Origin of the sequence: Amycolatopsis roodepoortensis, from assembly GCF_024628825.1 — a bacterium.
Lineage (GTDB): Bacteria > Actinomycetota > Actinomycetes > Mycobacteriales > Pseudonocardiaceae > Amycolatopsis > Amycolatopsis roodepoortensis.
Map to the genome: position 1 here is coordinate 524,936 of NZ_CP102415.1, position 19,030 is coordinate 543,965.

A 19,030-nucleotide genomic window follows, 5' to 3' on the forward strand; every position below is an offset into this window, starting at 1 on the left:
TAGCTTGCTACAGTTGCAACTGTAGTGCTGGGATCGGGAGGAGTTGGCATGACGAAGGTTGCGATCATCAAGTGTGGCGCGCAGGACGAGTTGCTGCGCTGGTATCGCGGCGAGCAGGGGCCGCAGCCCGTGTACATCGCTCTCGACGTGATCAGCGGGCGGCTGTGGGCCGACTACGACGCGAACGTTGACGGGGGTTGTTCTCCGGAGGTGTACCACGGTTTCGAGCGGCACTGGGAGATTCCGCTGTTGACTGGGGACGCGGTGAACGAGCTGCTCGCGCAGGTCGCGCCCCTGGCCGAGAGGGTCATGGCCGGAGCGGAGAAGGTGTGGGACGGCAGCAACACCGTGATCCGGCTCGACACGGACGCCTTGGCCGCTGTTGAGGACATCGCCGATCTGTTGCCTCGCTGCGACGATCGGGACGCCGTGGGCCTGCTGCCCGTCTACGACGTGGACAGCATCGGCGAGATGTGGACCGCCGAGGAGGCCGGGATTACCGGGGCGACTACCGACGAGGCGATCGAGGCGACCGCGCAGCGGCTGCTGGCGGAGTTCCGGGATGGCTCCGGTGAGCCCGACGCGGTGATCGACGGGCTCGAGGACTACCTGCGCTGCTTGCGTGACGCCTCGCCGTCGCCCTGCTGACGATCTAGAAAGGCGACACGATGCCTGAGTCCACGTGGCAGCAGGTACTTGACCGCGAGCTCGCCGAGATCGACCGCGCCCGCTTCGAGGTGCTTCCCGCCCGCCGTGCCGCAGCGATCACCACCGCGGTGCGCGCCGTGGGACGCGGCGGCCGCGCCGCGGTCGCCACACACCTGGGCATCAGTGTCGGCGCCGTCGACCAGGCGATCAAGCACAGCCGCGCGGACATGCCTGATCTCCGCCTCGCCCTGCCCGAGGACACGCTCTCCCGGGTCTTGGCACTCGAGATCGCCCGGGTTCCCCCGCTGACCCCGGGGGAGTGGAACGCGGTGGCCTACCTCGTGCGGGGCACCGTCATCGACGCCGTCTGGCTGGAACAGCCCGGCGAACTGCTCGCGCAGGAGATCGAGGACGCCGACCTGCCCGGCCTCGCTGATCCGGCGGCGCTGGCCACGGCGTGCCGATCGTGGACACGTATCCAGGGCGTGGCGGTGCTCGACTGCTGCCTGCGCGGCGCGCTCGACACCCTGCCGCTGCGCAAAGTCGAGCCGTCGTGAGTACCGCAGGGAGCCCTTCCTGCTCCTCCGCGTCCCCGCCGGTGCCGGTGCCCGCTGACCCGCCGTGGTTGGTGATGCGGTTCGACACCGCCGATAATGTGGCAGCCCGCGACGCCACCGGCCCCATCCTCGCCGTGACGCCGCACGCGCGCATCCGCGGCGAATGTGCACGCCGGGTGGCCACCCGGCGTGCACACCTTCTGCCGATGGTCGCGTCGTGCCTACGCCACAGGAGGTCGCTAGCGCGCCACGATCAGTCGTCCGGCCAGGCTGTGAGCGAACACGGTCCAGGACCCGCAGTCGAGAGCGCGCCTCCATGGCCGATCGGCAGCAGCGCGTTAGCGTCTGCCGGTAACCAGTGGCGTTTCGGTGAAGAGGACGGACGAGCTTGTGCGTTCGTGACCGATGATCCGATGACGTCCTGAACCGCCATAAACCGGCTGAGCAGCCCGCGAGCAGGACGGTCTGTTGGTCAGTGCTGTGTGGGGTCGCTGCCGGGACGACCGAGTGTCCGCCGAACGTCCGGAATCGCTTGACGCAGCACGGTTTCCACCTGCTGGCAGGTCGACTCGAACGTTCGCAGCTCCTTCCCGTGGAAATCGCCCAGCGACCGCCCGGCGATGAGGACGACGGCGGCCACGTCGGCAGCGAGCTCAAGGTGTTTGTCCTCGAAGTTCGGGGTCGAGAGGTACATCCCGGTGCTGTCGTCGCGCAGGCTCAGGGTCCTCCACGGGGAGACCGCCCAGGAGGCGTGGTGCGCGATTCCGCTCCACCACCGGTAGAGCCGCCGGCCAGGCTCGCCGAGGCTTTTGGAGATCGCGCTCGCGGTGTAGAAGGTCTTCACCTGGCCATCGAGGACCACGCCGAGGTCGTTGTAGCGGCCGAACTCCTGAACTTCGAAGCCTGCGGCTTCGATGGTCTTGCGGACTTCGTCCACCGAACCGGGGCCTCCCGGGGCCGGTCCGAGGTCGCTCTTGCTGCCTTCGTTCGCCGACCAGAGCTGGAACTGAGCACAGCGGCGAAGCCGCTCAGTCTTGTCTGGCGTCAACGACCAGCTCAACAAGCTCGCAGCTTCCAACAGCGACCGGGCAGCGGAGAAGGACGACAGTCCAGGCCATCCACGCGGGTCAAGACCTGCGTCGGTCAGGGCGTCCGGAGGGTACGCCAGCGCCAGCAGTTGCAGGTGATGCAAGACCGAGATGCCTGCACTGTCCGCGGAAATCGTGGCGATGTGCAGCAGGCGACTGACCTCGTCGGGGTCCGCGTCCACAGGGCCGGACGCGCGCCACGGCGCCGCCTCGTCACAGTTCTCGTCCCGCAGCAGTTCGGACCAGGCGTCACGCAGGTGTCCGTACGCCGCGAAGAGGAGGTCGATCGTCGAGGGCTGGTCACCGCCGACGCCGGAAGACTCGTGGGCAGGAGAAAAGTCGGCAGTCACGGTTGGTATTGAACCTTGTCTAGCCGCCCGACGCCCGCGAGTTTCGGGGAAAAACACCTGCTCGTCGACCGGTCCGAACCGCGCGGGAGCCGCCGGCTCGGTGGCGCGTCCAGGTCAGGGTGAATGGGTAGCTGGCCCGTCGTCTGCACCAGGAGCGGGAAACGGCGTTCTGCGTCCCAGGACGAGCGATCCGGCAGCTGGGCTGATGTCGACGGGGATTGCACCGGCCTGGCTGGCGATGGCTTGGGTGACTTCGGCGGCGTTGGTGATCCGAGCTCGGGAGAAGGCGACGTAGAGCGGGTCCACGGGAATCTGGACCTCGCCGACCGGCAGGGCAAGACCGACCATTTCGAAGTCGATCCTCCCTCCGTGGCCGCGCTCGAGGAGGTCCATGTATTGCCTGGCTTCGTCCGCGGTGCTGATCTGATGGCACACGGTGGAGCTCAGCGGCATAGCGACTTCGTCGCCGCGCAGCAGGCCGGCGAGTAACGCGATGTTGCGGTCGTCCTGGCGTGACCAACGGGCGGGCAGCGGGAGTGCGACGTCGAGCTCGTCGCGAACGAGAATGAAGTCCCGCAAGGCGCGGGCGATGGGTGCGAAGTGGCCGGTGGGTTCGTGGGGCTGGGCGTCGAGGTCGATTTGCTCGGTGCCCAGCGTCAGGACCATTCCGGGAGCGTGGTCGAGGGAATCCAGGAGGGTCACCGTGCGCAGCAGCGCTTCGGGGTCGACCGCGTCGGGGTGCTGGACGTCGTCTGATCCGTATTGCAGCAGTATCCCGACGTCCGAGTTCTGCTCCGAGCCGGGGCGGTCGATGCGCACGCGCAGCCGCAGCATGCCGGTGGTGTCGGTGCCGTGGACGTACATGCCGCGGGAGCCCTCGGTGGCGTAGTGCAGGGTCAGGTGCAGCGGACGGCCTTTGGTGCCGTCGCTGTCGCGGGGACGCAGCGAGGCCGCGCGCGGGAAACCTGCGGTGACGCGCTGATCCGGGAGGACCATCGCCACCTGCTCCCACGGCAGGTTCAGCGACGTGATCGCCTCGTTGTCGACGCGGGTGATGGAGCCGGGCTCGATGACCGTGCCAGCGCCGTAGTGCAGTGCGTCGGACATGGCTTCGGTGAGGGCGGAACCCGCCGGATCGTCCTCGACGGTGTCCAGATGGACTTCGATGCGCTGGGGCGGAACTCCGGGCTTCAATCGTACGAATACCGAGTTCTGCCCACCGCGAGTGCTGAAGTCCAATCCCCAGATGGGCGACAACTCGTCAGCACGAGCGCTCAGGACGTTCAGTCGCTTGGCCAGGTCGGGCACTCCGCCGAGCAGCCCGGCTTGCTCCTGGTGTAGCTCGCGCAGCATGTCGACGACCTCCTGGTGCGGGGTGGTCATCATGTAGCGGGCGATGTCGGGACGCTCGGCCAACTTCGACTCCAGCCAGCGCACGTCCAGTAACTGCATTTCGAAAGAGTTCCGGTAGCGACCTTTCAGGCTGTTGAACCACTGCAATTCTCCTGGTGTCGCGTGCACCGGAGCGACGAGCACCCACGACGCGATGTCTTCCTCGGACGCCCGCTTCAACGAGCGGACGACCTGCGCGCGCTGCGACTTTCCCAGCTTCGTCCAGCTCTTGAATTCCACGGCGCGGCGGATGTCCTCGATCCAGGCGTCACGGCCTCCGTCGCCTCCGGAACCGTTGATCGTGCGCACGCGATTGCCGTACTCGGCATGCATGAGCAGGTCGAACATCTGCTCCGCCTTTTTCGGCGACTCGGCAAGCTCATCCCAGGAGATCCGCACGCTCATCATCTTCCTCGCCAGTACGGCTTCCTTGCGGACGGCACACCGGGCTGAAGCGGATCCACCACTAGGTGGTGCTGAGCGGGCCCGGCCGGTTTCAGCGCCATCTCTGGGCAGAACGACGTGATCATGTTGTGGGCGAGCTGTCTGGAGCGTTCCGACGATGTCGTGAAAGCATGCCGCGGAGGTGGGCGGCGTTGGTGCAGGGGAAGCACGTACCCCTTCCAGGCGAGTTTGCCTCCCCAGGCGCGCGGTGCCTTCGTCACCCGGCAGATTCGTGTGCAAGAGGAACATCCAGGGTTGTCACCGAGTCGGTGTGCAGGACGAGCAAAGGCTCGACGAAGGGCTCGGGTTGCTGCCCGGGGTCGAGGCACGCGCTGGCGTCGCAGAACAGCACACAGCACACGCCTCCGTTTTGTGCACTGCGGAAGAGAATGCCGTTGACGCCGAGCGGAGAGATGTAGCGCAGGTATTCGGTGATGACCTGAGTGGGGACGTATTCGATGTGCTCACGGCCATCGAGCGCGATCGGTTTGGCCAGGTCGCGGGCGAATCGCCGGAGGAAGACCAGGTCATAGCGTTCCCGGGTGCGCCCGGCAGGGGTGTACAGGCTCGGCAGGGCCGGAAGTGTAGTGAGGTCGAGCAGAGTCAGGTCCCGAACTGTCTCAAACCGGCCCACTACGGCGTAGGGCTCCTTACTGTGTGCGCTGATCTCCGCTATTGCGGTCTCGATGTCGTTGCTGCCGTAGAACATCGTGATGCCTGCCGGGCTCATCCGGCTGTTGGCCGCGCGGTCGCGGGGAGGTGGACCCAGGTGAGCTGCGCTGTTCCACGTTCCAGCTTCGGTGAGGTCGCCGGCTAGACGCCCCCGCCAGAACGTGCGCCCGGCGGGTACCGACGCGAGGCATCCGTGGTCGCGAAGGACGGTGTCGATCTTCTGCAGAAACTGTTCGGTGGTGTACTCGTCGGGGCGATCGGACGGCTCCTCGCCAGCGGAGAGAAACACGAACCGCGAGCGGTACTTCACCTTGTCCAGGAAGGACTCCCAGGTGAATCGCAGTGCCTCGTCCGGACGAAGTTCGAGGAAGTTCTCGGTGGTCCACTCGTCGTAGGTGATCGCTGCGGCGAGGGCTTCCATGACTGGATCGGTGACGTCTCCGGAACAGTGTTCGTAGGCCGCCTCGGTAGAGCTGACAGTACTTCCGCCCATCCATTGGCGGTCCTCGCTGTCCCAGTACAAGTTGTCCTCGACCTTGCCATACACGAACCGCAGCGCCTCCATCACGATGATCATGAAATCCTCGAAGTTGGCCGCGATCGGCTGATCGGTCGCCTCGTCAGCTGTGGTGCCACAGAAGGAGCACTGCCACTCGGCGAGTTTCGTGCCCACTGCCTCCCGTAAGCCGTCATCGTGAATACAGTGCAAGCACACCGTCTGGTTATCAACGATGCGGAAGCCGTCGTCAGCCAGTTCGTCCACGTCGTCCTCCGAAGTCAGCACGGCATCCCCCTGCCAGGGAGAGACTTGCAGGGGCAGCTGGGAGTATCTCAGTGAGCATGACGCGCGGACCTGGCTGCCACCGGCTTGACACCGCGGCAGGCGCGACGAGTGTCAACGCCGCAGCGTGCGCGCCGCACGACGCCATATCGACGGCGCCATCGAAGACGGCCCCTACGACTTACTGTGGTGCGCCGAGCGTCTCGACGCGGCCATCGACGATGTCTCCCCAGCGCGTGAGCGCGACATCGCTGTCGAGCGTTCTGGGGCGGCTTTGGAAACCGTGTCGCGAGCCGAGGGTCACATGTCGTAGTGCGGTTACACCAGCGTTCGTGCGAAGCCGTATTCGCGCAGGACGCGCCCGTTCTGCGTGTCGTTCCAGGCTGGGGCCAGGAACTCAAGTGCGTCGGCGGGCATGACATTGGGGACGGTCCAGACGAGCTCGGTGCACTTGTGCGGCTCGCGGATCTGTGGGGTGCCTTCCCACGATCGGGCGGTGTAGAAGATGTCCATCCTCGGTTCCTGGGACATGCGGAACCAGGTGGCGCCTGGGGTCAGGTCGGTGGCGCGGAGCTCGATGCCGAGTTCTTCGCCGAGTTCGCGGATCGCGCACTCGGTCGGGGTCTCGCCGAGGTCGACGTGCCCGGCCGGGAGCCCGAGTTGCCCGTCGGCGTAGCCGGAGCCGGCGCGCCGCATCAGCAGCACTTGCTTGTCTGCTAGTTCGCACCCGCGATCGATTTCCTGGATGAGGAAGACGTGCACGGCGAGGGGGTAGCGGTCGTGTTTGGTGTCGAACACGTACTGCGGGGCGGTCATGGGTCTCCTCAGCTGGCGGACGCGGTGGCGAGGGCTTGCGGCTGGATGTCGCGTGATCCGTCGACGTAGACGGTAATGCCCTTGCAGCCGAGTTCGAACGCGGTGGCGTAGGTGTCGTACACGTCGACCGGCCGTGCGGTCGCGGGCAGGTTCACGGTCTTGGATACTGCCTCGTCGACGCAGGCTTGCACCGCGGCGGCCATCGCCAGATGCCCTGCCGGCCTGATCTGTGTCGCGGTTGCCAGTACGGCGCGTAGCCGCTGCGGCAGTGTCGGGTCGGCCGGAAGCCGGCCGTGGGTGTCGACGAAACCGAGCACGTCGGTCCGGCCGGCGGCCTTCAGCGCCGCTACGACTCCCGCGCGTTGCTGGCCGGGCAGGTCGTCCGAGAGCCGGAACAGGGGCTCGATCCCGGTCGAGGCTCGTACCACCGGCGCCGAGCGGCCGGTGGGCGGGACCGCGATGGTGGAGGAGTTCCGCAGGAGCCCGGTGGTGGCGATCTCGTCGGCGAGGGCGGCCCAGTCGCCGCGGGTCACGCTAACGACCTCCAAGTCGGTGAACCGGCGTAGAAACCGCGGGTCGGCGTAGCGGGACCGGCCGCCGGCCACGGCTGGGCAGCCACCGCGGGTGCGGGCAAGTTCTACGGAGGCGAGCTTGGAGGTGTAGTTGACCAGCGCCAGCACCTCTTGTGCCAGCCGGCGGCCTTCGGCGCTGTCGTAGGGGAGTCCGGCGGCGAGCAGCAGGTCCGCCAGGCCGCATACCCCGACGCCGACCTTACGTTTGGCGCCCATCACCCGCGCCGACAGCGGCGAGGGGTAGTGCGCCAGGCTGGCCTCGATCGCGTCGTCCAGCGCTCGTACGAGGATGCGGGTGGTGTCGGCGAGGGCGGCGAGGTCGACCGGGACGGTGGCGTCGCCGGTGTGGAAGCGGCCGAGGTTGAGGTAGCCGAACTGGCAGGTCTCCCCGGCGACCAGTCCGACTTCCGCGCATGGCGCGGTCGAGACGTACGCGCCGATCTCGGGCGTGGGGTTGCCCTGGTTCATTCGGTCGGTGAACAGCAGCCCGGGATCTGCGCAGGAGTGCGCGGCTTCCGCTGCGGCGATCAAGAGGTCCCGCTCTCGCCCGGCACCGTCGAGTGCGGCGCGCATCTGCGCGTCGGTGACGTGCAGTGAGATGTTGAACTTCCAGGTCTCGCCGCGTGCGTCCGCGCCGACCTTGCAGCCGATGAACTCCGCGGCGGCCGGGTGATCGAGGGAGAGGATGGCCATGTTCCCGACCGGCCGGTCCTCGTGCCCGGAGTTCGCGCCGGTGACGGCGATGTCGTTGAGGTAGCGCAGCACTCCGACGGGGTCGTCCAGTTCGTCGAGGGTGAACCCGGTGCCCATCCCGGCCCGGTGGTAGTCGTCCACGATTGTCTTGACGCTGGCGAGGTCGCCGCGCAGGTCCACGGGCGGGACCGCGCAGGCGGCCAAGGGCCGGTCGGCGTAGCGCCCGGCGTTGGTCATGATCGGCGTCGAGAACACGATCCGTTCGGTGTCGCACGCCCAGCCGAGCCGCTCGGCGAACGCGGCCGCGCCGTCGGGGTCGAACCGGGTGTCGGCGTGTTCGAGCGCGGCGACGATGCGGGTGACCATGTCCTGGGCGGTCTCGTGCTCGGAGATGATCCGGCCGGACCGCAGGTATGCCTCCAGCTGCGGGCTGGTGGGGAACGTCGACTGATACATGACGGAAAGCCCTCCTCGGGTGCGGCTGCTCAGGCCCTTGCCACACAACCGCCGCCGGTCATCGGCGGGCAGAGGGCTGTGCGGCTCCCGCGCGTGGTGTGCATGTCATGCACATCCGGTTGCCCCGAAGGAAAATCGGTTACGGTGAGACGGCTGAGGTGGACATTCCCGGGAGGAGTCCGATGCCCTCGACGGCGCACCGCGGGGTCGTCGCGGCCCTGACGCGCCAGCAGTACACGCCCGGCGAGATCGTGCGGATCGCGCGGACTGCCGCTGGCTGGAACCAGGCCGAGCTCGCGCGCCGGTGCGGTTACTCCCGTAGCCAGGTCTCCCGCTGGGAAACCGGCAGCTCCCCGCTGCGTGACGTCGAGACCCTGCGCGCCCTGGCCCGGGCGCTGTTCCTGCCTGTGCAGGTGTTCGGGCTCGCTCTCGACCACTCCACCGGGGTGTCCACCCGGCCCGGCGCCACTGCAGCCCCTAGGGTGAGCGGCGATCCGATGCCGGTGTGGGAGGAGCACGACCCGATGCGTCGTCGCACGTTGCTCGCGGGGATGGGCGCCCTCGCCGGCAGCACGGTCCTCGGCACTCCCGCACGCAATCCGGCTGCCGCCGCGACGGGCGACCCGATCTCCGCGCTGGAGAGAGCGCTACTGGCCCCGCCGCTGACCACCGGCGCCCCCGCCGAAGTGTCCCAGCTGCGGCAGGCCGTGGCCGTCGCCCGTTCCGTGTTCGCCGAGGGCCGCTACGGCGAGGTCGCCACACGGCTGCCTGACCTGATCGCCGCCGCGACGGCCACCCGCGCCGATCCGCGCCCTGGCGACACCGCCACCGGAGCGCACGCCCAGCTCGCCGAGCTCTACACCCTGACCACCGACCTCGCGGTCAAAACCGGCCGCGACCGGCTCGCCTGGACCGTCGCCGACCGCGCGTCGCAGGCCGCCGACGCCAGCGGTGATCTGCTGACCCAGGCGACCGCGCGCCGGGTCTGGGCGATCGTGCTGCGCCGCGCTGGGCACGCCGACACCGCCCAGCAGATGGTGATCGACACCGCGCTCGCCCTGCAGCCCGACCTGCGCACACCCGATCAGCTGTCGGTGTATGGGTCGCTGATGGAAACCGCCGCCTACACCGCCGCCGCGGACGGCGACCGCGACACCGCTCGAACGTTCATCGCCGAAGCCGTCGACGCCGCCACCCGGCTCGGAGTCGACGCCGACCACCGGTACACCAGCTTCGGACCCACCGGCGTCGGGCTCTACCAGCTCAGCATCGCCCGCGTCATGGGCGACTCCGGCACCGCGATCGAGCACGCGCGCCGCATTATCCCGGCCAGCATCCCGAGCACCGAACGGCGCGCCCGCTACTGGGTCGACGTCGCCCGCGCCTTCCACCAGTGGGGCAAACCCGAACACTGTTACCGCGCGCTGCTCGCCGCCGAACACGCCTCTCCCGACGAGGTCCGCTACCGCAAACCGACCACCACGATGACCACCACCCTGCTGCGCCACCCCACCGCCAACCGGCTGCCGGGTTTGCAAGACTTTGCCCGGCGCACCGGCACCGCGGTCTGACGGGCCGCACCCGGCTAGAACCGGTCTTCGGCTGGATGACTGGGGCCACAGCTGTACCCGGTTTCGCGCCGTGATCGACAAGTACGGGTAGGACCGGCGGCAGGTGGTGTTAGGTCAGAAGGAGGCGTCCGCCGACGGGTGTCGGCGGACGCCTCCTTTTGTGGGCGGTTGATCGCTTACGCGGGCACGACGGCCAGGTGGGAACGTTACGCAGAGACTCCCGGGTCTCCGGCTTCGCGGAACCGGGCATCCGCATCGACGATGCGTGTAGCCGTCCGGGACTCGTCGTACTGAGAGACGCGGCCGGCTCCGAGGCCGTGGTGTGCTGGGATCATTGGCGCAGCGCGCTCGAGGTCAGCGGCGGCGCACTCCGAGCCGTACGACTTGCAGCCTAATAGGGGACACGTGTCCGTTGCCAGTGATGCCGAGCCACCTGCCTTCGATCCGAGCCATCCAGCTCAGCGACAGCACTGGGTTCCGATGTCACCCGGCCTCTGTCACTGAACTCTTGAGTCGCCGCAGGTCACGGCGTTGGAATGGCTCAGGTCATCTGACAGGAGACACCTCCGATGGAGCCCACCCCGTCTAAAGGTCTCTCGGCTCGACCAACCCGCGCTAACCTCGAGGATGGACCTTTGGGTTGAGGGAAGGAAGCAGGCGGTGGCTTCAAGTAGGGCTCGTAGGTCGCAGGTCGTACTTGGCTATGGCCTTTTGATTATCACAGCAATATCACCGCCATTCGTGTTTTCGTTGCTGGAAGGGAATCTTGTCGCCAAGCTCATCTACGGCGGCGTTGTACTCGTCGTATTGGTTGGCGGATCGCTCATTCGCCAAGGTCGCCGCGCTCGCATGCCCGTCCAGGATGCGCCTCAACAGCACCCGAGCGACTGACCACCGGTCCTCCTGCTTCGCCTGGCCACGCCGGCGTGGCCAGGCGGTGGCTCAATCGAGCGACAGAGACGGGCGGCTCCGAGAACGCCCGGTTGCCGCGCTGGCGTATATGGCTCGGATCGGTGACAGGTGGTTCGGACAGCACGCGTCAGCGCGCAGCCACCGTGCAAGTCACCCGGCAACTTACGCGCCCCACGAGCGACCAAGCCTTGCGCGGCGCCTTGCTGGCCAGTGTCCGGAAAGTGCGCAACCACCACTTCAGTGACGAAGACCTTGCCGCCCTTTACGACCCGCTCGTCCAGCACATCTCTGACGGCGATACCCATCTCGACGCCCGCCCGCTGGCCAGTGAGTTGCTCAGGCTGATACCGCGATCCGCCCGACCGAAACCCGGCCGCGCTCTGGATCGCATGCTGCGTGAGGACGACGTTCTCGGCCAGGTCTTGCGTTCCGCGCAGGATAGCCCGCGCGCATGTCACCGCCGCCACCGTGACGCGTATCTGCGCAGCTGTGCTGGGCAGCCTGCACGAGGACCCTCAGCCCGGGGTGGCGCACGGCCTGCGCGTCCTTACCGAGGAGATGCTTTACAGTCCCGTCAGCGACGTTCGGCTGCTTTCGGCACAAATGATCGCAGCCACACCGCTGGGTCTCCCGATGGCCGATACGCTGACTGCCGAACTTGCCCAGCCCTCCGTCCCAAGGGCACCTGAGTACGCCGGAGCCATCCTCGGCGCTCTGCCCTTCCGCGAGACCGCCGCCCACCGGCCCCGCGTCGAACGACTCGCGCTCCGCGGCCCATTGCCCTCAGCTACCTCCGATGCCGCTGTCTGGGCATTGGCCCACATTCCTGGAGGACACGACACCCCGTTCTGGACCACCGCGCTCGCCGTCCATCTCGTTGTCTGGGAACGCACACGCGCAGCACTAGCGGAACGAACCATCCGTGGTCTCGTGTACGGGTTAGGGGTACAGCAGCATCACGCGGCGCTACGACGGGTCCGCGATGATCCACGTATCCCCACCGCAGCGCGCACAGCGGCCGGGTGGTGGTTGAACCTCGGCCGCGACCTTAGGTCGCACGCACGTCTGTGAGTTGATCTCGGTGAATGGGCTGCGGACAGCGCCGACGACGAGTTCGACACCATCGTGGTCGAGCAGGAAAGTGAGGTCTGGAACGTCGAACCTGGCCGGTACACCGTGCTGCAGGGGGCAGAGGAGTACCTAGCCGCGCGCCGCGAGGAACTGCGCGAGGAGGTGGAGGCCAACGACCATCGCGGGTCCTCTGAACGGTTCCCGGCCGAACAAGCAAGCCTCTACCGTGATCGCGGCGCTGTTTCCGCTGCAGGCTTGAGGGCCTTCGTCGGCAAGAGCTCGTGACATTCGACGTGCATGGACCGCTCGGCATGGGCGAGCCTGCGGCCGCCTACCCCAAACTGCGCGGCCCGGCCTTGGTGCCGCTGATCTCTGCATTCGTCCCGTCACTGTCCGGAGAGATCGGCAACGAGGACCAAGCGCGCGACGCGGCGTGACGCGGGTGGTCGGGCGCGGGCGGGTTTCGGTGGTTGAGTGGGTTCGCTGGTGATGGCCTGCAGTGTCGGTGGGCCGCTCTGGCCGGGCTCGCGTTCGGGTGTCGGCTCCCAGTGGGGGTCGAGTTGCTGCCACAGGTGGGGCCAGTCGATTTCTGGGACGTGGCGGGCGAGTGCGCCGCCGGCGTTCGCGTACGGCTGGGGCACGATGTCGGGTTTGCCGCGTGCGTGTTCGGTGGTGAAGGTGGTCCACCAGTCGAGGTGGCGGGTGCAGGCCTCGCACCACTGCCGTTGGCCGGTTGTCCAGTCGGTGAGCATGGTGCTGCGGGTTGAGCTGCGGCCGCACCGTCCTTTCCGGGGCATCGGGGCCTGGCAGATGCGTGTGGCGGCTGGGGGCTGGTAGCGGCGGATGTCCTTGCGCAGCAGTTCGCGGATTGGGTCGAGGTGTCGCTCGGTGTACCAGGCGGTGAGGTCTTGTTCGCTCCAGCCGGGGACGGTGACCGGCCCGCCGGTGGTGCGTTGCGGTCCGAGCGCCAGGTCCTGGATGCTGCCCAGGGTCACCTCATCGCGCATCCCGGCGTCCAGGATCGCCGCGATCGCCACTCCAGCGCCGAGCAGTGCACCGGTCACGCGTGGGTCGGCTACCAGTCGCTGCACTCGCTGGGCGAGCGCGAGTTCCTGTTCGCGCGTGGTCATGGCCGCTCGCCGCCGTCGCCGAGTGGACGCGGGATCGTGGCGCGTTGGGGTCGTGGTGATCGCCGTCCGGCGACCCGCCAGGCTGGCGGGTGGGTGCGGTTGAAGGTGTCGGTGAAGCGGCGGAGGGCTTGTTTGGCGGCGCGGTCGTCGGGTGCCTGGCCAGTGCTGCGTTCGGCCCAGAAGACCAGCGCGTTGATGGTCTGGCGGATGGTATCGGGCCGGTATTTCGGGTAGGCGTCAGTGTCCTGGTCGTGGGTGTCGTCCCAGCGGGTGATCTGGTCGTCGACGTACTCGAGGAGCTTGGTAGTCGTGATCGCGTTCGTGCCGGTCTGGTAGCCGCGAACGTGGCACCAGTGCTGGTAGTGCGCGAGGCGGGCGCGGTAGCAGCTGAGGGTCTTGTCGGAGTACCGACGCAGCATCGACGGGCGAAGTTCCGTCTCGGAACGCGAGAACCTGGACACCTCTCCAGAATGCCATCAACACGGCCCCAACGAGCGCAGCCACCCCTATTTCACAGTGGCGGTCGCCGTACGACGAAGCACTCGATTCTTTGGTCACCACAAAATGTGGGTGATACCCGCAGGTATCACCCACGCCGCCGTGCACGTGCACGGCGGCAACTGGACCTGAACTGCAGGTCCACAGCCCTACGACGCCGCATCGGAACTACTGTCAGTAATCAGCAGCGAATGCAGCGATCGCCGTGAGAACCACATTGGCAACATGCACTTTTCCTTGATGAATCGAGCATGATGGTCGACGTAAGACTTACGTTAGCACCATGCGTTTACTTCAACAGGCGAATTCGCGGTGTCGAGTCGCGGGAAATGCCTCAATTTCCCCTTATGGCCCCGTGTGAAGAATGCGACGAGAAAGGGTCGGGATACGCCGGGGTGGCATGCCGTCGAGTGACTCACTCTGGTCTAACCTCTGGGTCGCCTGACTGTCCACTGTGGAACTCCTGGGCCTTTTCTGGGCCTTTTGAGGTCCGGTCGCAACCGGTAGCAACCGGTCCTGACCAGCACAAACAGCCGACACGGCGGAGGGGGCGTTTGAAGCTCCCACATGAGCCTCAACGCCCCCTCGGCGACCTCCCTGACGCGCCGGTCGCTCAGGACGTCCGGGGCTGGTCGCGCCACCAGCGCTGGCCGGCCTCGGGGAGAGTGGTGATCGGGTCGTAGTAGGGGTAGCGCTGCTGCAGCGCCTCGTCTGCGTTGGCGACTTTTTCCCTGTCTACGCTGGTCAGGTAGTTCTTGGTCCAGTAGGAGATGCCGAGCTCGCGGTCGTACTCGGCGAGCTGGTGCACCCAGCGCTTGCCGACGTAGGGCACGTCGCAGACGATCCGCGGAGTGGCGTAGCCGGGCAGGTAGCCCATGATCGCGTGCTGGAGTTCCTGCGCCTCGTGCACGGAGACCCGCCAGTGTTCGGCGTTGGGGATCATGTCGCACATGTAGAAGTAGTACGGCAGGATGTTCGCCTCGCCCTGCAGCGCGAAGCACAGGTCCAGCAGGTCGGCCGGGGTCGCGTTGACGCCCTTCATCAGCACGCCCTGGTTGCGCACGTCGCGGACGCCGACGTCGAGCGCGGTCCTGGCGGCCTCGGCGACCAGTGGGGTCACCGACTGGGCGTGGTTGACGTGGGTGTGGATCGCGAGGTTGACGCCGCGGCGCTGCGCGGTGCCGGCGACGCGTTCGAGGCCTTCGACGACCTTCGGCTGGATCCAGTGCTGCGGCAGGGCGGCGAGCGCCTTGGTCGCGAGCCGGATGTCGCGGACGGTGTCGATGTCCATCAGCCGCATGAGGAACGACTCCAGTTGCGGCCAGGGCACGTTGGCGACGTCGCCGCCGGAGACCACGACGTCCCGCACGCCCGGGGTCTTCTTCAGGTATTCGATCATCGCGTCCTGGCGGTCGACCGGTTTGAGCGAGAGCTTGTGCTTCTCGATCTGCTCGGTGGAGTTGCCGACCAGGTCCATCCGGGTGCAGTGCCCGCAGTACTGGGGGCAGGTCGAGATCATCTCGGCGAGGACCTTGGTGGGGTAGCGGTGCGTCAGCCCCTCCACCACCCACATCTCGGCCTCGTGCAGGGAGTCCCGTTCGGAGTGCGGGTGGCTCGGCCACTCGGTGTCGCGATCGCTGCGCACCGGCAGCATGTAGCGGCGGATCGGGTCGGCGTACCAGGCCTCCGTCACCTTCGCCGGGTCGGTGCCCGCGTTGGGCGCCATCGTGTTGATCATCTGCGGGGGCAGCAGCATCGACATCGTGGCCATCTCGCGCTGGTCGGCGAGCATGTCCTCGTAGAAGCGCTCTTCGAGCAGGTCGCCCATGAGGGCGCGCAGTTGCTTGGCGTTGCGGATGCAGTGCACTCGCTGCCACTGCGCGTCACGCCACTCTGCCTCGGTCACGTCGTGCCAGCCGGGGAAGCGGCGCCAGTCGGGTTCGATCAGTTCGACCCGGGTGTAGTCGTAGGGCTGATCGTAGGCGGCCACCGGCGAGGTCGGTTCCTGGATCGCAGTCACTTGTACTCCTCGTCGTCGGAAACGCGTGAAAATATCCTGTCACATCGTTCGGAAGACGTAAATATTCCTGTCTTGCGTGGTGTGTCGAAATCTCGCCGACCCGCTGGTCGCGCGGTCGCGCACACGCTGCAAACTCGGGAGCGTGACGAACGCGCGAACCACGCTCCTGCTCGGCGGGCGTATCTACAGCCCCTCGGCCCCCGACGCCACCGCGATGGCGATCACGGACGGCACCGTCGTCTGGGTAGGGCAGGACGGCCCGGCCAAGGCCCTGCATCCCGATGCCGAGGTGGTCGACCTCGACGGTGCCTTCGTCGCGCCCGCGTTCGTCGACGCGCACGTCCACGCCACCGCGACCGGCCTGCACCTCACCGGGCTGAACCTCGCGAACGTCCGCGGCGCCGGCGAGCTGCTCGCCGCGGTTCGCGATGCCGTCCGCCCCGGCCAGGTCCTCGTCGCGCACGGGTGGGACGAATCCCGCTGGACCGACGGCAGGCTGCCCAGCCGCGCGGAAATCGACGAGGCCTCGAATGGAGCGCCGGTGTACCTGAGCCGGGTCGACGTCCACTCGGCACTCGTCTCCAGCGCACTCGTCGCGCTCGCCTCCGGTGTGCACGAAGCGCCGGGCTGGTCGGCCGACGGCCCGCTGACCCGCGACGCCCACCATCTCGTCCGTGCCGCGATGCGTGAGGCGATCACGCCGCAGCAGCGACGCGAAGCCCAACGCGCCTTCCTCGCCGAAGCCGCCGCACGGGGAGTCGTGAGCGTCCACGAATGCGCTGGCCCGGACATCTCCGGCGCCGAAGACCTCACCGACCTGCTCGCACTGGCCGCGGAACCGGGGTTGCCGGAGGTCGTCGGCTACTGGGGCGAACGCGGCGGCGTCGACACCGCCCGTGCGCTCGGCGCCAGGGGAGTCGCGGGTGACCTGTTCATCGACGGCGCGCTCGGCTCCCGCACCGCCGCCCTACACGAGCCGTACGCCGACGCCCACGGCACCTCCGGGACGCTCTACCTCGACGCCCCGGCCATCGCCGAGCACATCAGCGCCTGTACCGAGGCCGAGCTCCAGGCCGGTTTCCACGTCATCGGCGACGCCGCCGTCGCGGAGGTCGTCGAAGGGTTCCGGCTCGCGGAGAAGACCGTCGGGCGCCGGGCGTTGGCCGCCCGTCATCACCGGCTCGAACACGTCGAGATGATCGACGTCGACCAGGCGAAGGCGCTGGCGGGCTGGGGTGTGGTCGCGTCGGTCCAGCCGCAGTTCGACGCGGAATGGGGCGGCCCGCACGGCATGTACACCGACCGCCTCGGCGCAGAACGGGCCGCGAAGCTCAATCCCTTCGCCGCCATGGCCGCCGAAGGGCTCCTGCTCGCCTTCGGCTCCGACGCTCCCGTCACGCCGGTCGACCCGTGGGCCACCGTCCGCGCCGGGACCTATCACCGCACGCCGGGCTCGGGCTTGTCCGCCCGCGCGTCCTTCACCGCCCACACCCGCGCGGGACACCGCGCCGCCGGCGTCAACGACGGTGTCACCGGCAGCCTGGTCCCGGGCGCTCCCGCGCATTACGCGATCTGGGACGCCGAAGACCTCGTCGTCGCGACACCGGACTCTCGCGTCCAGCGCTGGTCGACCGACCCGCGCGCGGGTGTGCCCCCGCTGCCGAACCTCGCGGAGGGCGCGCCCCTGCCCCGTTGTCTGCGCACGGTCCGCGGTGGACAGGTCATCCACGATCTGTTCACCCGCACGGCCTAGGGTTCAGGAGTGTCCACGACCGTGACCGACCCGGACCCCGAAGCGGCGCCCCGGAAACGCTTCTCCCGCGCCTGGCTCGTGCGTTTCCTCGTCGCCGCGGCGTCGGGGTTCACGCTGTACCTCAGTTTCGCTCCGCGTCCGCTGTGGTGGCTCGCGCCGCTGGCGTTCACCGGCTTCGCGCTGGTGGTGCACGGACGAAGGTTCCGGGGCGCGTTCGGTTACGGGTTCGTGTTCGGGATGGGGTTCTTCCTCCCGCTGCTGACGTGGCTGCTGGACTTCCTCGGTCCGGGCTTCGGGCCGTGGCCATGGCTCGGCCTGGCGATGGCACTGTCGGTGTACCTGGGTTTCGGCGGGGCTTTCGCCACCGTGGTGTGGAGGCTGCCGCTCGGACCGCTGTGGGCAGCGCTGGTGATCATCGCGCTGGAGACACCGCGCACCTGGTTCCCCTTCGGTGGCTTCCCGTGGGGTCGCGTCGCGTTCAGCCAGCCTGAAGGCGCCTTCGTTTCGCTGGCCTCGATCGGCGGTGCGCCGCTGGTCGGTCTCGCCGTCGTGGTGACCGGTTTCGCGCTCGCGGCGCTGTGTCTGCGGCTGAGGGGCGCTGACCCGCGGCGTTCCCTGGTGGCGGCGTCGGCGCTGACGCTGGTGCCCGTGGTGGCGGGGCTCGCGGTGTGGCCGACGATCGGCACCGAAGCCCAGGACGGCGAACTCACCGTCGCCACCGTGCAGGGCAACGCCCCGGATATCGGCCTGGCGCTGGAAGGCCGCCGCGACGAACTCCGGAACAACCACCTCGCCGAGAGCGCCCGCCTGCTGGACAAGCTCAAGGCGAGCAACACCAAGGTCGATCTGCTCGTGTGGCCCGAGACCGCGATGGCCATGCGCACCGGCGACGCCGGCGTCGATCAGATGGTCCGCGACTACGGCACGCAGGCGATCATCGGCGCCCTGGTCCGGCTGCCCGACGGAAGCGCGCAGAACTCGGCGCTCGTCTGGGATCCAGCCACCGGCCCCGGCCAGCGCTACGCCAAGCAGCAGCTCGTCCCGTTCGGTGAATACGTCCCGGCCCGTGAGCTCGCGAAGCTGGTGACACCGTTCGTCGACAGCGTGGCGAACATGACACCGGGTGACGGCGCCAACGCCGCCCTGTCGGTCGCGGGCACCAAGGTCGGCGTCTTCATCTGCTACGAGACCGCGTTCGACTACCCGGCCCGCGAATCGGTCGCCGACGGCGCCGAACTGCTCGTCGTACCCACCAACAACGCCTGGTACGGGCCGGGGGAGATGAGCTATCAGCAGCTGGCGATGTCGCGGCTGCGGGCGGTCGAGCATGGGCGCGCGGTGATCGTTTCCGCCACCAGCGGGGTCAGCGCGATCGTCGCGCCGGACGGTTCGATCACGGCCTCTACCAGCCTGTTCACCGCAGACTCCCTGGTGGGGCGCGTGCCGCTGAGGCAGCAGACTACGCTGTCGGATCGACTCGGTGTAACGACGGAGTACGGGCTGTTGGCTCTGGCGATCGCCGGGGTTACCGGCGGGTACGTGCTCCGTTTCCGCACCCGGCGCGCGAGCGTCGCCAAGGCAACGAGGGAAGCGGCGGGCTGACCCG

The 19,030-nt window shown here is 68.0% G+C and carries 14 protein-coding genes; 6 read left to right on the forward strand and 8 right to left on the reverse strand.

Annotation, left to right across the window (positions count from 1 at the left end; all coding sequences use genetic code 11):
• Positions 1-48 precede the first annotated feature (48 nt).
• Both NQK81_RS02540 and NQK81_RS02545 read left to right on the forward strand, forming a co-directional pair.
• On the forward strand, positions 49-648 hold the full coding sequence (locus tag NQK81_RS02540) for a hypothetical protein (RefSeq protein WP_257486864.1): 600 nt from the start codon (positions 49-51) through the stop codon (positions 646-648).
• Between the two features lie 20 nt (positions 649-668).
• Positions 669-1,205 carry a hypothetical protein gene (locus NQK81_RS02545; protein WP_257486865.1) on the forward strand — a complete coding sequence of 179 codons (537 nt, stop codon included), beginning with the start codon at positions 669-671 and terminating at the stop codon, positions 1,203-1,205.
• 472 nt (positions 1,206-1,677) lie between these two features.
• Here the strand turns inward: NQK81_RS02545 and NQK81_RS02550 are convergent, their stop codons facing one another.
• From NQK81_RS02550 to NQK81_RS02570, 5 genes are all read right to left on the reverse strand, one after another.
• Complete coding sequence (locus NQK81_RS02550; RefSeq protein WP_257486866.1) at positions 1,678-2,643, reverse strand: hypothetical protein; 966 nt, start codon at positions 2,641-2,643, stop codon at positions 1,678-1,680.
• Between the two features lie 114 nt (positions 2,644-2,757).
• Entirely contained in the window at positions 2,758-4,440 is a 1,683-nt protein-coding gene (locus NQK81_RS02555) for a hypothetical protein (RefSeq protein WP_257486867.1), read from the reverse strand.
• A 256-nt stretch (positions 4,441-4,696) separates the two neighbouring features.
• A complete protein-coding gene (locus NQK81_RS02560; RefSeq protein ID WP_257486868.1) occupies positions 4,697-5,935 on the reverse strand; it encodes a HEPN-associated N-terminal domain-containing protein in 1,239 nt (412 codons plus the stop codon).
• Between the two features lie 315 nt (positions 5,936-6,250).
• Positions 6,251-6,748 carry an NUDIX domain-containing protein gene (locus tag NQK81_RS02565; protein WP_257486869.1) on the reverse strand — a complete coding sequence of 166 codons (498 nt, stop codon included), beginning with the start codon at positions 6,746-6,748 and terminating at the stop codon, positions 6,251-6,253.
• Positions 6,749-6,756: 8 nt separating this feature from the next.
• Entirely contained in the window at positions 6,757-8,469 is a 1,713-nt protein-coding gene (locus NQK81_RS02570; RefSeq protein WP_257486870.1) for a ribonucleotide reductase barrel domain-containing protein, read from the reverse strand.
• Positions 8,470-8,651: 182 nt separating this feature from the next.
• Between NQK81_RS02570 and NQK81_RS02575 the strand changes: the two genes are divergently transcribed.
• Entirely contained in the window at positions 8,652-10,040 is a 1,389-nt protein-coding gene (locus NQK81_RS02575; protein WP_257486871.1) for a helix-turn-helix domain-containing protein, read from the forward strand.
• 2,037 nt (positions 10,041-12,077) lie between these two features.
• Complete coding sequence (locus NQK81_RS02580; RefSeq protein ID WP_257486872.1) at positions 12,078-12,308, forward strand: hypothetical protein; 231 nt, start codon at positions 12,078-12,080, stop codon at positions 12,306-12,308.
• Positions 12,309-12,409: 101 nt separating this feature from the next.
• On the opposite strand, the gene NQK81_RS02585 is transcribed toward NQK81_RS02580, so the two are convergent.
• The 3 genes from NQK81_RS02585 to NQK81_RS02595 form a co-directional block, all read right to left on the reverse strand.
• On the reverse strand, positions 12,410-13,153 hold the full coding sequence (locus tag NQK81_RS02585) for a hypothetical protein (protein WP_257486873.1): 744 nt from the start codon (positions 13,151-13,153) through the stop codon (positions 12,410-12,412).
• On the reverse strand, positions 13,150-13,614 hold the full coding sequence (locus NQK81_RS02590; protein ID WP_257486874.1) for a hypothetical protein: 465 nt from the start codon (positions 13,612-13,614) through the stop codon (positions 13,150-13,152). The genes NQK81_RS02585 and NQK81_RS02590 overlap by 4 nt, the downstream gene beginning before the upstream one ends.
• Before the next feature lie 650 nt (positions 13,615-14,264).
• Positions 14,265-15,671 carry a KamA family radical SAM protein gene (locus tag NQK81_RS02595; protein ID WP_257486876.1) on the reverse strand — a complete coding sequence of 469 codons (1,407 nt, stop codon included), beginning with the start codon at positions 15,669-15,671 and terminating at the stop codon, positions 14,265-14,267.
• Positions 15,672-15,813: 142 nt separating this feature from the next.
• On the opposite strand from NQK81_RS02595, the gene NQK81_RS02600 reads away from it, so the two are divergent.
• Both NQK81_RS02600 and lnt read left to right on the forward strand, forming a co-directional pair.
• The gene (locus NQK81_RS02600) at positions 15,814-17,424 is read left to right on the forward strand and encodes an amidohydrolase (RefSeq protein WP_257486877.1); all 1,611 of its coding nucleotides are present in this window, start codon (positions 15,814-15,816) and stop codon (positions 17,422-17,424) included.
• Positions 17,425-17,433: 9 nt separating this feature from the next.
• The gene (gene lnt / locus NQK81_RS02605; RefSeq protein WP_257486878.1) at positions 17,434-19,026 is read left to right on the forward strand and encodes an apolipoprotein N-acyltransferase; all 1,593 of its coding nucleotides are present in this window, start codon (positions 17,434-17,436) and stop codon (positions 19,024-19,026) included.
• Positions 19,027-19,030 lie beyond the last annotated feature (4 nt).